Here is a 14975-nt window from a genome sequence, read left to right as displayed (position 1 = left end):
AAGGTGTTTCCCCTGGTGCCCGCGGTCCGGCCCGGACGGAATGCGTCATCTTCGGCGTGGCGGGGCAAGGATATGAACGGCATACCGGCGAATTCCGGTCGGCGGCTCCAATTGCTCGTTGCCGCATGCTCGAAGGCCACGCGAGAATTGTGCTGCTCCCGCCCGGCTCGACGGCGCTCTCCTGAGCCGTGCCGCGGCGCGCCCGCACTCCAGCTGTGCCCGTACGCGGGCGTGTACCCGAAGGGAGGACCGTGACCTTCGGATTCGCCCCGTCCTCGACCACATCCCTGACCATGGCCACCGGCCGCGCCAGCCGGCACGGCAGACTGCTGGAACCCTCCGAATGGACGGCGTCGGGCGTCCCCCTGCTGCGCAATCCGCGCGAGGTCGTCAGCGGACTCCATTCACGGCACAGCCCCGGTCCGTCCACGGCGGTGATCGCCGTCCTGGGGCCCGAGGAGCAGCTCGTGGCCAGCGCCTCCTTCGTGCAGCGTTCCGCCGCGGCGGACGGCTGGGAGTACCGCAACGCCCTGCTCTCCCGGCTGCGCCGGGTCATTCCGCACGACCTGCGGCGCCGGACCCCGGTACGGACCGCCGTGCTGCTGTTCTGCCGCGACGGCGACGAGCGCTGGACCGAGGAGGACGGGGCCTGGATGTGGGGGCTGCGGGACGCCTGCACCCTGCACGGGCTGCGCTGCGGGGCGTACATCACCCTGACCCGGGGCGGCTGGCAGGTGCTGGGGGAAGGCCGCGGCGGCCGGAGCCCCAGCTCGGAGTCCCGGCCCGAGCGCCTCGGCGATGCGCCGTCCGAGTTCGGCCCGCTCTCGCTGCGCAGCGGCGGCGGAGCCACGGAGGCCCTGCGCCGCACCGCCGCGCGCTGAGCCCGTACCGCCGCGCGCAGGGCCTCGTACCCGGGAACGAGCAACGGCCGCGCACCCGGCCACGACCAACGGCCGTACACCCGGAACGGGCGTACGGCTGGTCAGGCCTCGGACTTCGGCAGGGTCGGCCGGCGGCCCTCCCCGCCCCTCGACCGTGCGGGAGTACGGAGCGTCAGACGCCCGCACCCAGCACGGAGTTGATCTGCTGCGGCTCGCCGCACACGATCAGGAGCGCACCGGCTCGCGCGAGCGCGACCGGCAGGGCTCCGGCGGCCGCCGAGACGGGTCCGCCGTTGGCCGCGAAGACCACGACGGGACGGCCGGCCGCGCGCTGCGCGTGCGCCGCGTCCGCGTAGAAGACGTCGTCCCCGGCATCGTGCAGGGCCCAGTACGCGGCCTCGCCGAAGGACAGCTCGTGCGCGGCCCACGGGTGCGGGTCGCCGGTGGTGAGCACCAGGATGTCACCGGGCGCCCGCCCGGTGTCGAGCAGCAGGTCCACGGCCTCTTCGGCCGCGTCCAGCGCGCCCTCGGCGGAGGCCGGGATCAGCTGGATCTGCGGGACGGCAGCCGAGACCGACGGTGCGGTGGCGGCTACGGGAACGGGGGTGGCCTGCGGTTTCCGCGGCGCGGGCGGCGCGGGCCGGGGGGCGGGACGCGGACCGGGTACGGGGCGGGGGGTCTGCGCGCTGCGGCTCGCGGCCGGGGTGACGCGGGGACCCTGGGCACTCTCGTGAATCTGAGGCTCCTCGGGGGCGGGGGTGAGAGGCATGAGCTGACATTCATCAAACACCGGTGCGAAACGTACCGGTTGGTGGCACGTGCGTGCGATCAGAAATCGAAGCCGAGTTGGCCTCCGATTTCCAGCTCCATCGATTCCTCGCTGCGGCGCACCTTCTTCAGGTGGCTCCAGCGGGGCAGTGCGTCGAGGTAGGACCAGGAGAGCCGGTGGTACGCGGTCGGCCCCTGCTCCTCCAGTGCCGCCCGGTGCACGGGCGAGGGGTATCCGGCGTTGGCGGCGAAAGCGAAGTCCTCGATTCCACCGCCCTGTTCGCCGATCTCCGCCATCATCCGGTCGCGCCGGACCTTGGCGATCACCGAGGCCGCGGCGACGGCGACACAGGACTGGTCGCCCTTGATCACCGTCCGGACCTGCCAGGGCGCACCGAGGTAGTCGTGCTTGCCGTCGAGTATCACCGCGTCGGGCCGCACGGGCAGCGCCTCCAGGGCGCGCACCGCGGCGAGGCGCAGGGCGGCGGTCATCCCGAGCTCGTCGATCTCCTCGGGGGACGAGTGGCCCAGGGCGTAGGCCGTGACCCAGTCCTCCAGGACGCCGACGAGCGCGTCACGGCGCTTGGCGGTGAGCAGCTTGGAGTCGGTGAGTCCCGCGGGCGGCCGGCGCAGGCCGGTGATCGCCGCGCAGACGGTGACGGGACCGGCCCAGGCCCCTCGTCCGACTTCGTCGACCCCGGCGATGACCTTGGCGCCGGTGGTCGCCCGGAGGGAGCGTTCGACGGTGTGAGTGGGTGCTTCGTACGGCATGGCGCCAGCAAGGTTACGCCGCCCGGGGCCGCCTGCACACCCCGCCCCCTCTCCGCCGCGCCGCCGCCCCCTTCCCGCCGCGCCCCGGCCACCTCGGCGCCGCGCCACCCACCCCGCCCCGTCTCACGCCCTGAGCAGCGGCACCATCACCCCGTCGATCATCTCGGCGATTTCCGCGTCCGCCCATTCGCTCCCGCACACCTTCGCGCGGTACATCATCAGCGCCGGGATGACCTCGGAGAGCAGCGGGCCGGTCGCGTCCGGACGGACGTCGCCTCGACTGATTCCGCGGCGCACCAGCTCGCCGATCAGCCCGTGCGCCGGTTCGTAGAGCCCGGCCCGGACCAGGTCACGGAACCGTTCCGCATGAATGTGATCGCACTCGTGAAGCACCGTCCGCAGCGCCTGCCCGGCTCGCGACCGCATGACGTCGCGCATCCGCACGCACACCGCGTACAGGTCCTCCCGCGCCGATCCCAGGTCCGGAATCCGGCCCAGCGGGGGCAGCCGCGTCCGCAGCGCCTCGGCCACGAGGTCCGCTTTCGAGGGCCAGCGGCGGTACAGCGCGGCCTTGCCCGTCTGCGCTCCCGAGGCGACGCCTTCCATCGTGAGGGCGTTCCAGCCGTCGGTGCTCAGCCGCTCCAGCACGGCGTCGAGAATCGCCCGTTCGAGTTCGGGTCCGCGCCTGCGTCCCGGGGCCGCCACCGGCCGGTGTGAACCCACCACTCCCGCTACCTCCGACCGGCTCATGCGTACGGCGCACATATTTTCAGCCTTAGTGAACGCTTGCGTTCACTAAGGCTGCCTCCCTACCGTGGAACCGCCGTGAACGAGTGCGTTCACTATTTCACTTGGGGGGACCCACGGTGACAACTCCTCAGCTCTCCACACCCCGGATACCGGCCGCGGCACGCCGAGGGGGGCGCCCGGGAGTGGCGCTCGCCGTCATCGCCGCCTGCCAGCTGATGGTCGTCCTCGACGCGACGATCGTGAACATCGCGCTCCCGCACATCCAGACCGACCTGGCCATCTCCACCACCGACCTGTCCTGGGTGATCAGCGCCTACACCCTCGCCTTCGGCGGGCTGCTGCCGCTCGGCGGCCGCGCCGGCGACATCCTGGGCCGCCGCCGCGTCTTCCTGACCGGCATCCTGCTCTTCACCCTGGCCTCCCTGCTCGGCGGATTCGCCGAGGAGTCCTGGCAGTTGCTCGCCGCCCGCGCCCTCCAGGGCGTCGGCGGGGCCATCGCCTCGCCGACCTCCCTGGCCCTGATCACCACGACCTTCGCCGAGGGACCCGAACGCAACCGCGCCTTCGGCGTGTTCGCGGCCGTCTCGGCGGGCGGCGGCGCGATCGGCCTGCTGGCCGGCGGCATGCTCACCGAATGGCTCGACTGGCGCTGGGTCTTCTTCGTCAACGTGCCGATCGGACTGCTGATCGCCTTCCTGACCCCGCTCTACATCAACGAGTCCGAGCGCCATCCGGGCCGCTTCGACATCGCCGGAGCGCTCACCTCCACCGGCGGCATGACCGCGCTCGTCTACGGGTTCATCCGCGCGTCCCAGGACGGCTGGCGCGACGGCGTGACCATCGGCTCCTTCGGCGTGGCCGTCCTGCTCCTGGCGGCCTTCGTGATCGTCGAGTCCCGGGCCGCCGATCCGATCATCCCGCTGCGCATGTTCGCCGCACGCAACCGCACCGGCACCTACGTGATCATGCTCAGCCTCGCCGCCGCGATGTTCGGCATGTTCTTCTTCATCGTCCAGTTCGTGCAGAACGTGCTGGGCTTCTCCCCGATCCGCTCCGGCATCGGCTTCCTGCCGATCACGGCCGCCATCATCACCGCCGCCGGACTCTCGCAGCGCCTGCTGCCGCGCTTCGGCCCCAAGCCGTTCATGATCATCGGCTCCGCCCTCACCGGCGCCGGTTTGACCTGGCTGTCCTTCATCGAGACCGACAGCTCCTACCTCTCCGGGGTGCTGGGCCCGATGCTCCTGTTCGGCTTCGGCATGGGCCTCAACTTCGTCACCCTCACCCTCACCGCCGTCTCCGGAGTGGCCCCGCAGGAAGCGGGCGCGGCCTCCGGACTGCTCAACGCGAGCCAGCAGGTCGGCGGCTCGCTCGGACTGTCCATCCTGGTCACCGTCTTCGGCACCGCCGGCCGGGACGAGGCCGCCCGCCAGCTCCCGGACTTCCAGGCGCACGCCGGTCCGGGCCAACTGGAGGCGTTCCTGCAGACCGGCCGGCTGCCCGACCCCTGGGGGGACATCGTCCTCACCCGGGGCATCGCCACCGCCTTCGTCGCCGCCGTGGCCATGGCGGCGATCGCACTCCTCACCGCACTCCTGGTGATCCGCGTACGCCCGAGCGACCTGGAGGCCCTGAACGGAGCCTCCGCCAAGTCCGGCCCGGCACCCGGCCTCTAGTACCCGATCCGGCTGCCGAAGGTGCCCAGGGCCTTGCACTGGTCGTACGAGGCGCTCGCCCCGCGCTCGGTCAGGATCTTCCTGGCCCGGCGCTCGCCCAGGCTCGTCGCGTACCAAGGGGTCGGGCCCGTCGCCGCCAGCTCCCTGGCGATCCCGCGCAGGGCGCAGGAGCGCTGGGGTTCAGGCAGCCGGTCCAGGGCGGGTACCGCGTCGGCCGACAGCGACTGGAAGTAGGCCAGGTCGATCTTGCCGTCCTGTTCGTACCGCGTGACGTTGCCCTCCGCGATCACCCCGTCCGGGGACACCAGTCCGAAGGCCAGTACGGCCGCCACGGCGCTCCCTGCGACCGCGCGGGGCAGCCAGCGCGCGCCGAACAGCCCGCCGGCCATGATCAGTACGATGACCAGCCCGAGCCACAGCTCCACACCGGCCACCGACAGGCGCAGCCTGGTCAGCCCGTACGCGTCCACGTACAGGTCCATGCGGCGGAGCGCCGAGGCGACGACCACGAGGGTGAGCGCGCCGAGCGTGCCGAGCACGACGCGCACCAGCCGCCGGTCGCCTGCTCCGGCGCGCGGGGCCCAGCGCAGGGCGAGCGCGATGACGACGAGGGTGAGCAGGGTGGCCCAGAGGAGCTGCCAGAAGCCCTGGCGCGCGTACGCGGCGTAGGTGAGGCCGGTGGCCTCCAGGACCTTGCGGTAGCCACCGAAGAGGACGGCGAGCTGGACGGCGTTGAAGGCGGCGAAGAGCAGGTTCAGCACGATGAGCGGAAGGGCCCACTCCACCCGTGAGCGCGCCTTCCCCGGGCGCACCTCGATCCGGTCCCAGCGGGAGGGAGCGGCGGCGGCTCGGGCGACGGCGATCGCGACGAGCAGGCCCGCCGCGAAGAGCAGGAAGCGCACCGGGCCGCCCATGCCGCTGACATCGGGGGTCAATCCGCTCAGCAGGTCGGCGAACGCGGCGTCGGCGGAGGCGAACAGGGCGCCGAAGAGCGCCAGCAGGACCACGGCCACCACGACGGCCTTCGCCACCGGCAGCCAGCGCTCCCGGCGCCCTTCGCCGCGCGAGCGCAGGCCGCTCCAGACCCAGCGCACCCCGAGGACGGCGGAGTCCAGGAGGCCGACCGGGCCGAGCAGGATGCCGGGCCACCTGCGGCTGCCGTGCAGGGCCAGGGCGCCCGTCAGGAGGGCCGCGAACAGGGCCGTCACGGCCGGCCAGGCGGAGGCGCGCAGGGCGGGCACGGCGAGCAGCGCGAGACAGCCGAGCGCCCAGAGCGCGGTCCACGGGCGCAGCGTGCGGCCGGCCGAACGGGCTGCCACGCAGGCGGCGACGAGCGCCGGGAGGACCGCGAGGAGCAGCCCGGGGCCGAGCCCTTCACCGAGGAGCAGGGAGGCGGCGAGGCCGGAGGCGAGCACGGCGCCCAGCACGACGGCCGGTACCGGCCCCACGGCGGCCGGGCGCGCGGCCTCGGCCCAGGCGAGCGGGGCGATCGACCAGGCGCCGGAGGCGGCCCGCTCCTTGCGGAGCTCGTGGGCCTGCCAGGCCTTGGGGTCCCAGCCGGGCGGCGCGGCTGCGGCCCCCGTGCCCGGGCCGGCCGTACCGGCCGTGCCGCTCGCTCCGCCCGCCCTCTCGGCGTTCTCCGCGCCGGCGTTCTCCGCGCCGGCGTTCTCCGCGCCGGTGTTCCCTGCTGACATCGGGTTCCCCTCCCCTGTCGGCCTCCCCGGCCGTCGGGCGGGGGTGGCGAGGCCGACAGGGTAGGCCGGTCAGATGCGGTTTTGAACAGGCTCAAAAGATGCCTGTGGCAGGACCGTGACAAACGGAGGGGTCCCGCTCTGCTACTGCGCCGCCTCCGGCAGCCAGGCCGGCAGTGCCTCGGTCCGGGCCAGCCAGGCCTGCGGCAGCACCGCGTCCCCGCGTGCGCCCAGCACCCCGCCGACGATCGCGCAGGTGGTGTCCACGTCCCCGCCCACCTGGGCGGTGGTCCAGAAGGCCCGCTCGTAGTCGTCCAGGCCCCGCGCCGCCGACCACAGCGCGAACGGCACCGTGTCGTGGGCGCTGGTGCGCCGGCCGCAGCCCAGTACGGCGGCGACGGTGGTCGCGTCGCCGTAGTCGAGCATGTCGCGCGCCCGCCGCACCCCGGCGCCCACCGCGCTCCGCGGAACCAGCGCGATGACCCCGTCCAGCAGGTCGGCGGCCTTCGGCGGGCCGGCCGGATCGGCCGCCAGCGCGGCCGCGGCGGCCACGGCCATCGCGCCGCACACCGCTTCGCGGTGCTGGTGGGTGGTGTAGGCCGAGATCTCCGCCTGGTGGGTGGCCTGTTCCGGATCGTCCGCGTACCAGGCGCCCAGCGGAGCGACCCGCATGGCCGCGCCGTTGCCCCAGGAACCCTGCCCGTTGAACAGTTCCGCGGCGAGCGTGCGCCAGTCCGCACCCTCGCGGATCAGCCGCAGCATCCGGTTCACGGCGGGCCCGTAGCCGCGGTCGAAGTCGTGGTGCCGGGCGAAGGAGGCGGCCAGCGCGTCCTGGTCCACCCGGCCGTGCCCGGCGAGTACGGCCACCACCGAGCAGGCCATCTCGGTGTCGTCGGTCCACTGCCACGGATCGCTGCCGGCGGGCAGCTCGCGCCGCTTGAGCAGCGGGTAGTTCACGGGGACGAAGTACTGGGAACCCAGTGCGTCGCCCAGGGCCAGTCCTCGGAGGCTGGCCATGGCGCGTGCGTAGCGCCCTTCGGGAGAGGAGTCAGAGGTCATCGCGCGTCACTCTAGCCGTCCAGGTCGTAAGGCTCGGGTGTGGTCCACCGCTCAAACGGGCGGTCCATCCGGTACCGCCCGTCGGACCCCAGCATGAGCACCCGGTACTCGCCGTTCCCCGGATTGGAGAGGGCCTCGAACTCGGCCACGGACCAGTGGAACCAGCGCATGCAGAACAGCCTCATCGTCAGGCCGTGCGTCACGAGCAGCACGTTCTCCGGGTGGTCGGGGGCCTCGAAGCTGCGGTAGAGGCTCTCCAGGAAGGCCCCGACCCGGTCATAGACGTCCGCGCCCGACTCCCCCTGCGCGAAGCGGTAGAAGAAGTGCCCGTACGCGTCCCGGTAGGCCTTCTGCAGCCGTACGTCCTCCCGCTCCTGCCAGTTCCCCCAGTCCTGCTCGCGCAGCCTCGGCTCCTCGCGCATGCGGACGCGCGTCGGGTCCAGGCGCAGCTCGCGGAAGGTCTGCAGGGTCCGGCGGTACGGGGAGACGTACGCGCTGACGTGCTCGTCGCCGAAGAGCTCGCGCAGGCGCACGCCGGCCTCCGCCGCCTGCTCGCGCCCGGTGCGGGTCAGCCGGAGGGCGTGGTCGGGCTCCCGCTCGTACACCGTGTCATCGGCGTTGCCCTCCGATTCCCCGTGCCGGACAAGGATGATGCGCCGTGGTCGAACCATTCCACGACCCTATTCGGCCACCGCCGGGGACATCGACCGGGCTCGCCGGTCGAGACGGACGCCGACCATACAGTCGGTTCGTCGGACACCCCCGGCGCCCCCGGTCACACCGTCCAGGACGGTTCGAGGTCGACGACGTCCCCGGTGAGGGCCTCCACATCGGCCTGGATCTGGGCGCGCAGCGACAGCCGTTCCACGCGCTCCTGCCGGTACTTGCCGTGTTCGGCCGCCGCGTGCCACATCGACAGCACCAGGAACTCGCGGCCGGGAGCCTCCCCGAAGAGGCCCCGGACCATGCCGGGCGAGCCCGCCATGGCCGGGTTCCAGACCTTCTCCTGCATGAGCGCGAAATGGTCCACGCGGCCTTCCCGCACCCGGGTGTGGGCGACCCGGACGACGTCGGCATCGGTGAAGCGCGGTTCGAAGCCGGTCTTCACGTCGAAGCGGTGGTCGAAGAGCGTGATCCGCGCGTCGGTGAAGGTGCCGTTCTGCGAAGCGGCCAGCCGGTCGTGGGAGCGGGCCATGAAGGAGTCGTAGAAGGAGCGGCTCTCCCAGAAGGTGAAGACGTGCGCCACCCCCTGCCGGCCCCGGCTCCAGCCGCCGCCCTGCCCCCGGAATCCGGGTTCGCCGGGCAGCCCCGCCCATTTGCGCTGCCCGCGCTCGAACCCGCGTCGGTCCGTCACCGTGCAGCGAATCCACTTGACCAGCACTGCGCCATCGTACGGGCCCGGCGGGGCCCGGGTCAGTCCTCGGCGCGGTACATCCGAAGGAGTTCCGCCGCGTCCCGCTCGGACAGCCGAAGCCCGAACTCCCGCCCGAGCAGGGTGATCAGCTCTCCGGCCGGAACCTCCCGCCGCTCGGTCCGCCCGTCGGGGAGCAGCCGCGAGAGCTCCCGCCCTACGAGGGCCAGGCGCTCGGAGTCGCCCTGCCGCTGGACGACGACCCGGCCGACGAAGGCGGAGCGGGGGTGCGAGGAGCTGTAGTGGTTCAGCACCATGTAGTCGACGGGGTGGTAGGGCTGCGGGGAGAAGGCGTACAGGTCCCGCCAGGCACCCTCGCGCGGCACGCACAGCACGAGGACCCCGTCCACTTCCTCCCGGACGCGGAACACCCACTCCCCCTGGCGCACTTCGACGCCGGGGCGCGCCAGCGGAACGGGCTCGCGCGGCCCCTGCCAGCCGAACCCTGCGTCACAGAGCCACGGTTCCCCCTCGACGGTGACGACGAGGACGGCGTGCGTCACCGGGGTCAGCGCGCCTCCCCGGGAGCGGTTGCGGGCACCGCGCCCGGAGACCTCGAAGCCGATCCGCTCCAGGGCGGCGGCCAGCAGGGTGTTCTGCTCGTAGCAGTACCCGCCGCGGCGGCCGTGCACGAGCTTGTCCTCGACCTCCTTGACGTCCAGCCCGACGGGGCGGCCGAACAGCACGTCCAGGCTCTCGAAGGTGATCGCACCGGTGTGCGCCCGGTGCACTTCGCACAACGTCCGCAGGTCCGGGAGGAGTTCCCGGCCTCCGTACCCGATCCGCTCCAGATAGGCGTCCAGGTCCAGCTCGTCACCGCTCCACATGGCTGCTCCCCCGTACCGCGCCGTCACGTCCGGGGCGCACGGTCGGCGCGCCCCGGACAATGATCGGCCGACCGGGACCCGAACTCCACCCCGCCCTCACGCGGCCGGCGCGGCGCACCCCACGCTCTCGGCGGAGTCCAGCGGATGCCACTCCACGGGTACGTCGCGCATCAGCAGGGCGCAGTCGAAGTGGGCCGTGCCGGCCGGGAAGCGCTCGGTGTCGTCGAAGAAGGAGGATTCGGCAAGGGTGACCTCGGTGGCCTCCACCCGCCACGCGTCCGTGTGCAGCTGCATGCCGTCGAGCCGGCCCGCAGTGCGCGCGGGCGAGTAGCCGCGGGCGCCCTGCCGGAAGAACTCGGAGGCCTCGCCCAGGGTGCCGAACAGGCGGCTGCCGTGCAGTTCGTCCGCGACGCGGGCGACGACCCGTACCCGCGTGGAGGCGTCCTTGGTCTCGTAGGCGACGCCGATCTCCTCCCGGGTCTCGCGTACGTCGAAGACCGCGGACCCGTGCGCCCCGGGGAACATCCGGCCGCCGGCCAGGACGTTGATCCGGGAGCCGCTGTCGCGGCGCGGGATCCAGACCCCGGTCTGGACCCCGTCCGGGCCGTCCCATTCGACGGAGATGCGGTGCGCCGCGTTCTCGCTGCGCACGCCGACGCCGGCGGGGGCCCAGCGCGGACGCGTGTCCCCCAGCCTCAGGAGGCAGATCCCGCCGACGGCCCAGCCGTCCACGAGCTGCGGCCTCATCCCCGCGGGCAGCAGCCTCGCCGCGGCGTCGGGCTCGACCCGGTAGTTCACGAGCAGGCGCCGCTCGATGACACTCGCGATCTTCGGACTGATCATTGCGCGTTCTCCCCCGGCTCGGCCTTGCGTCGCTGGTGCCGGAGCACGATCTGCTCCGGGCACACCATGCTGAGGAACCGTCCGACCGAAGCGGCCAGCCGCTCCTCGACGAGCGTGTAGAGGATCCGGTTGCCGTCGCGCCGTTCCCGTACCAGCCCGGCGGACTTCAGCACCCCGAGGTGCCGGGACACGGACGGGGCGCTGATGGTGAACCGCCCGGCGATCTCCCCCGCCGCCAGCTCTCCGCCGCGCAGGTCCTCCAGGATCTGCCGCCGCGTGGGATCGGCGAGCGCCCGGAACACGCCGGCCTCGTCCTCGGTCTCGCTGCTCTCAGCCATATGAGCTTTATAGCACATGAGCTAATTAGCTAAACAGTTCAGCACCGGCGTGCGGACACGCCGAAGGGGACCGGCCGATGGCCGGTCCCCTTCGTGAGCTGCTGGTCAGCTACCTGCGCGGGCTACCCCCGGTGTCAGCTGCAACCGCTGGTGGAGCCGCAGCCCTCGCAGATGTAGCAGGAGCCGGCGCGCTGCATCTTCGTACCGCAGGAGAAGCACAGCGGGGCGTCGGCGGAGACGCCGAGCTGCATCTCGACCAGTTCGGCGTTGGAGTGCGCCGTCTTGGCGGCCGGGGCCGGGACGACCGCGACCGGCTTGGCGACCGGGACGGTCTGGACCGCGGCGAGCGGGGCCGCCGGGGTCAGGGTCTCCGTGTCGAGCTCCTCGTCGAGGGGCTCGTAGGAACCGGTGTCCAGGTGGCGCTGACGCTCCTCGGCGGAGTGGATGCCGAGGGCCGAGCGGGTCTCGAAGGGCAGGAAGTCGAGCGCCACGCGACGGAAGATGTAGTCGACGATCGACTGCGCCATCCGCACGTCCGGGTCGTCCGTCATGCCGGCCGGCTCGAAGCGCATGTTCGTGAACTTCGCGACGTACGTCTCCAGCGGGACGCCGTACTGCAGACCGACCGAGACGGCGATCGAGAAGGCGTCCATCATGCCCGCGAGGGTCGAACCCTGCTTGGACATCTTCAGGAAGACCTCGCCGAGACCGTCGTCCGGGTAGGAGTTCGCGGTCATGTAGCCCTCGGCGCCACCGACCGTGAAGGAGGTGGTGATCCCCGGGCGGCCCTTCGGGAGGCGCTTGCGCACCGGGCGGTACTCGATGACCTTCTCGACGGCCGTGCGGATGGTGTCCTCCGCCTTGGCGGTGACCTCCTCCTTCTCCTCTTCCTTCTTCTTCGCGGAGAGGGGCTGGCCGACCTTGCAGTTGTCGCGGTAGATGGCGAGCGCCTTGACGCCCAGCTTCCACGCCTCGAAGTAGATCTCCTCGATCTCCTCGACGGTCGCCGTCTCCGGCATGTTGACCGTCTTGGAGATCGCGCCGGAGATCCAGGGCTGGATCGCGGCCATCATGCGGACGTGGCCCATCGCGGAGATGGCACGGTCACCCATGGCGCAGTCGAAGACCTCGTAGTGCTCGGTCTTCAGGCCCGGGGCGTCGACGACCACGCCGTGCTCGGCGATGTGGGCGACGATCGCCTCGATCTGCTCCTCCTGGTAGCCCAGGCGGCGCAGGGCCTGCGGAACGGTGCCGTTGACGATCTGCATCGAGCCGCCGCCGACGAGCTTCTTGAACTTGACCAGGGCCAGGTCCGGCTCGACGCCCGTGGTGTCGCAGGACATCGCGAGACCGATGGTGCCGGTCGGCGCGAGCACGGAGGCCTGCGCGTTGCGGAAGCCGTTCTTCTCGCCGAGGCGGATCACGTCCTGCCAGGCCTCGGTGGCCGCGGCCCAGATGGAGCTGTCCAGGTCCTCGGTGCGCGGCGCGACGGCGTTGGCGTCGGCGTGCTGCTTCATGACGCGCTTGTGCGAGTCGGCGTTGCGGGCGTAGCCGTCGTACGGGCCGACGATCGCGGCCAGCTCGGCGGAACGCTTGTAGGCGGTGCCGGTCATCAGCGAGGTGATCGACGCGGCGAGGGTGCGGCCGCCGTCGGAGTCGTACGCGTGGCCGGTGGCCATCAGCATGGCGCCGAGGTTGGCGTAGCCGATGCCCAGCTGGCGGAAGGCGCGGGTGTTCTCGCCGATCTTCTGCGTCGGGAAGTCCGCGAAGCAGATGGAGATGTCCATCGCGGTGATGACCAGCTCGACGACCTTGGCGAAGCGCTCGGCGTCGAAGGACTGGTTGCCCTTGCCGTCGTCGTCGAGGAACTTCATCAGGTTCAGCGAGGCGAGGTTGCAGGACGTGTTGTCCAGGTGCATGTACTCGCTGCAGGGGTTGGACGCGGTGATGCGGCCGGACTCCGGGCAGGTGTGCCACTTGTTGATCACACCGTCGTACTGGATGCCCGGGTCGGCACAGGCCCACGCGGCCTCGGCGAGCTTGCGGAAGAGCGACTTGGCGTCGACCGTCTCGATGACCTCACCGGTCATGCGGGCGCGCAGGCCGAACTCGGTGCCGTTCTCGACGGCCGTCATGAACTCGTCGTTCACGCGGACGGAGTTGTTGGCGTTCTGGTACTGGACGGACGTGATGTCGTCGCCGCCCAGGTCCATGTCGAAGCCCGCGTCGCGCAGGGCGCGGATCTTCTCCTCCTCCTTCACCTTGGTCGCGATGAAGTCCTCGACGTCCGGGTGGTCCACGTCCAGGACGACCATCTTGGCCGCGCGGCGGGTGGCGCCGCCCGACTTGATCGTTCCGGCGGACGCGTCGGCGCCGCGCATGAACGAGACCGGGCCGGAGGCGTTGCCGCCGGAGGAGAGGAGCTCCTTGGAGGAGCGGATGCGGGAGAGGTTCAGGCCGGCGCCGGAGCCGCCCTTGAAGATCATGCCCTCTTCCTTGTACCAGTCGAGGATCGACTCCATGGAGTCGTCGACGGCCAGGATGAAGCAGGCGGAGACCTGCTGCGGCTGGGGCGTGCCGACGTTGAACCACACCGGGGAGTTGAAGCTGAAGATCTGGTGCAGGAGCGCGTAGGTCAGCTCGTGCTCGAAGATCTCCGCGTCGGCGGGCGACGTGAAGTAGTCGAAGTCCTCGCCGGCCTTCGTGTACGTCTTCACGATCCGGTCGATGAGCTGCTTCAGACCGGTCTCGCGCTGCGGGGTGCCGACCGCGCCGCGGAAGTACTTGCTGGTGACGATGTTGACCGCGTTCACCGACCAGAAGTCGGGGAACTCGACGCCGTACTGCTCGAAGTTGACCGAGCCGTCGCGCCAGTTGGTCATGACGACGTCGCGGCGCGCCCAGGTCACCTCGTCGTACGGGTGCACGCCCGGGGTGGTGTGGATGCGCTCGATACGCAGGCCGCTCTTGGCAGTCTTGGTGCCCTTGGCGCGGGAACCTCGTGCCGAGCTGCTCGCCGTCTCTGTCATGCCGTTCCTCCCAATGCGGGCAAAACGCCCTAAAGTGCCAGCGCTATTCCGCGGCACGGTGCTGTGTGTCTTGTATCTACGTCTTCTTCGCCGGACCCACCGGCCGCTCCACGACGCGCAAACGCCGGGGAACGGGCAGGACGGTCAGTCGGCGGCGGAGGCGGGCACGGGGACCGGAACGGTGCCACCGGGCTCGCACTCTTCGTGAGGCCGCGGCACGCGGAGCTCCGCGATGGCGGTCTCGAAGTCTTCGAGTGTGTCGAACGCCTTGTACACGGACGCGAACCGGAGGTAAGCGACCAGATCGAGGTCCTGCAACGGGCCGAGTATGGCCAGGCCCACGTCGTGCGTCGTCAGCTCGGCGCTCCCGGTGGCGCGCAGCGCCTCCTCGACCCGCTGGCCGAGTTTGGCGAGGGCGTCCTCGGTGACCGGCCGCCCCTGGCACGCCTTGCGCACGCCGGAGATGACCTTGGTACGACTGAAGGGTTCGGTCACCCCGCTGCGCTTGATCACCATCAGTGAGGCCGTCTCCACCGTCGTGAAGCGACGGGAGCAGTCGGGGCACTGGCGGCGCCGGCGGATCGACGTGCCGTCGTCGGTGGTGCGACTGTCGACGACACGGCTGTCGGGGTGCCTGCAGAAGGGGCAGTGCATGGTTCCCTCACCCTCCTCTTGGCACGACTGAATCACCTCGCGAGACCTCTGAGCAGCAGAACCGAAGCTCTGCCGGAGGCTCTCGAAGCAGCCACAAGCATATGCGATGTCGGGGACCCCAGCAGACCGAGGACCACAACTTCTGGGTGGCAGCGCTCATCCAACCACTAGATCTTGGGTTGTGGTGGATTCACACCGCTCCGCGTGTCGCGGCGTCCGATGGCCGGATAACAGGCCTCGCGGTGCCACACTGGGCGCAGACCCGGACGGTGGCGAC

At 71.5% G+C, this 14975-nt stretch carries 14 protein-coding genes; 2 read left to right on the top strand and 12 right to left on the bottom strand.

Annotation, left to right across the window (positions count from 1 at the left end; genetic code table 11):
- The first annotated feature begins 251 nt into the window (after positions 1-251).
- Positions 252-881: a hypothetical protein gene (locus tag ACZ60J_RS27030; protein ID WP_469685716.1), complete on the top strand. Its 630-nt coding sequence runs from the start codon at positions 252-254 to the stop codon at positions 879-881.
- Positions 882-1053: 172 nt separating this feature from the next.
- On the opposite strand, the gene ACZ60J_RS27025 is transcribed toward ACZ60J_RS27030, so the two are convergent.
- From ACZ60J_RS27025 to ACZ60J_RS27015, 3 genes are all read right to left on the bottom strand, one after another.
- Entirely contained in the window at positions 1054-1650 is a 597-nt protein-coding gene (locus ACZ60J_RS27025) for a hypothetical protein (protein ID WP_469685715.1), read from the bottom strand.
- A gap of 59 nt (positions 1651-1709) precedes the next feature.
- Positions 1710-2420, bottom strand: coding sequence for a ribonuclease HII (locus ACZ60J_RS27020; protein ID WP_469685713.1), 711 nt, complete (start codon positions 2418-2420; stop codon positions 1710-1712).
- A gap of 123 nt (positions 2421-2543) precedes the next feature.
- On the bottom strand, positions 2544-3146 hold the full coding sequence (locus tag ACZ60J_RS27015; protein ID WP_469685711.1) for a TetR/AcrR family transcriptional regulator: 603 nt from the start codon (positions 3144-3146) through the stop codon (positions 2544-2546).
- Positions 3147-3286: 140 nt separating this feature from the next.
- Here ACZ60J_RS27015 and ACZ60J_RS27010 point away from each other — a divergent pair, with 140 nt between their 5' ends.
- Positions 3287-4846: an MFS transporter gene (locus ACZ60J_RS27010; protein WP_469685709.1), complete on the top strand. Its 1560-nt coding sequence runs from the start codon at positions 3287-3289 to the stop codon at positions 4844-4846.
- Here ACZ60J_RS27010 and ACZ60J_RS27005 read toward each other — a convergent pair.
- The 9 genes from ACZ60J_RS27005 to nrdR all read right to left on the bottom strand — a co-directional run bounded on the left by ACZ60J_RS27005 (position 4843) and on the right by nrdR (position 14698).
- The gene (locus ACZ60J_RS27005) at positions 4843-6540 is read right to left on the bottom strand and encodes a DUF4153 domain-containing protein (protein WP_469685707.1); all 1698 of its coding nucleotides are present in this window, start codon (positions 6538-6540) and stop codon (positions 4843-4845) included. The two genes, ACZ60J_RS27010 and ACZ60J_RS27005, sit on opposite strands and share 4 nt — an antisense overlap.
- A gap of 141 nt (positions 6541-6681) precedes the next feature.
- On the bottom strand, positions 6682-7596 hold the full coding sequence (locus ACZ60J_RS27000; RefSeq protein WP_469685706.1) for an ADP-ribosylglycohydrolase family protein: 915 nt from the start codon (positions 7594-7596) through the stop codon (positions 6682-6684).
- An 11-nt stretch (positions 7597-7607) separates the two neighbouring features.
- Positions 7608-8267 (bottom strand): histidine phosphatase family protein, encoded by a 660-nt coding sequence (locus tag ACZ60J_RS26995; RefSeq protein WP_469685704.1) that lies wholly within the window; start codon positions 8265-8267, stop codon positions 7608-7610.
- 104 nt (positions 8268-8371) lie between these two features.
- The gene (locus tag ACZ60J_RS26990) at positions 8372-8977 is read right to left on the bottom strand and encodes a YdbC family protein (RefSeq protein ID WP_469685702.1); all 606 of its coding nucleotides are present in this window, start codon (positions 8975-8977) and stop codon (positions 8372-8374) included.
- Between the two features lie 32 nt (positions 8978-9009).
- Positions 9010-9834 (bottom strand): arylamine N-acetyltransferase family protein, encoded by an 825-nt coding sequence (locus tag ACZ60J_RS26985; RefSeq protein WP_469685701.1) that lies wholly within the window; start codon positions 9832-9834, stop codon positions 9010-9012.
- 96 nt (positions 9835-9930) lie between these two features.
- On the bottom strand, positions 9931-10677 hold the full coding sequence (locus ACZ60J_RS26980; protein WP_469685700.1) for a DUF2071 domain-containing protein: 747 nt from the start codon (positions 10675-10677) through the stop codon (positions 9931-9933).
- Positions 10674-11015, bottom strand: coding sequence for a metalloregulator ArsR/SmtB family transcription factor (locus ACZ60J_RS26975; protein WP_469685699.1), 342 nt, complete (start codon positions 11013-11015; stop codon positions 10674-10676). Before ACZ60J_RS26975 ends, ACZ60J_RS26980 begins: the two co-directional genes overlap by 4 nt.
- A 134-nt stretch (positions 11016-11149) precedes the next feature.
- Positions 11150-14044 carry a vitamin B12-dependent ribonucleotide reductase gene (locus tag ACZ60J_RS26970; protein WP_469685697.1) on the bottom strand — a complete coding sequence of 965 codons (2895 nt, stop codon included), beginning with the start codon at positions 14042-14044 and terminating at the stop codon, positions 11150-11152.
- A 144-nt stretch (positions 14045-14188) separates the two neighbouring features.
- Positions 14189-14698 (bottom strand): transcriptional regulator NrdR, encoded by a 510-nt coding sequence (gene nrdR / locus ACZ60J_RS26965; RefSeq protein ID WP_327255272.1) that lies wholly within the window; start codon positions 14696-14698, stop codon positions 14189-14191.
- Positions 14699-14975: the final 277 nt, after the last annotated feature.

The organism is Streptomyces sp. NPDC104226 (assembly GCF_055584085.1).
Note: the sequence above shows the minus strand (reverse complement) of the source record. Positions and strands in the feature narration are given on the sequence as shown.

Excerpts from the sequence above, each read along its gene's own strand:
- ACZ60J_RS27025 (WP_469685715.1), bottom strand. The coding sequence starts at position 1,650 with ATGCCTCTCACCCCCGCCCCCGAGGAGCCTCAGATTCACGAGAGTGCC.
- ACZ60J_RS27020 (WP_469685713.1), bottom strand. The coding sequence starts at position 2,420 with ATGCCGTACGAAGCACCCACTCACACCGTCGAACGCTCCCTCCGGGCG.
- ACZ60J_RS27005 (WP_469685707.1), bottom strand. The coding sequence starts at position 6,540 with ATGTCAGCAGGGAACACCGGCGCGGAGAACGCCGGCGCGGAGAACGCC.
- ACZ60J_RS27000 (WP_469685706.1), bottom strand. The coding sequence starts at position 7,596 with ATGACCTCTGACTCCTCTCCCGAAGGGCGCTACGCACGCGCCATGGCC.
- ACZ60J_RS26995 (WP_469685704.1), bottom strand. The coding sequence starts at position 8,267 with ATGGTTCGACCACGGCGCATCATCCTTGTCCGGCACGGGGAATCGGAG.
- ACZ60J_RS26985 (WP_469685701.1), bottom strand. The coding sequence starts at position 9,834 with ATGTGGAGCGGTGACGAGCTGGACCTGGACGCCTATCTGGAGCGGATC.
- ACZ60J_RS26980 (WP_469685700.1), bottom strand. The coding sequence starts at position 10,677 with ATGATCAGTCCGAAGATCGCGAGTGTCATCGAGCGGCGCCTGCTCGTG.
- ACZ60J_RS26975 (WP_469685699.1), bottom strand. The coding sequence starts at position 11,015 with ATGGCTGAGAGCAGCGAGACCGAGGACGAGGCCGGCGTGTTCCGGGCG.
- ACZ60J_RS26970 (WP_469685697.1), bottom strand. The coding sequence starts at position 14,044 with ATGACAGAGACGGCGAGCAGCTCGGCACGAGGTTCCCGCGCCAAGGGC.
- nrdR (WP_327255272.1), bottom strand. The coding sequence starts at position 14,698 with ATGCACTGCCCCTTCTGCAGGCACCCCGACAGCCGTGTCGTCGACAGT.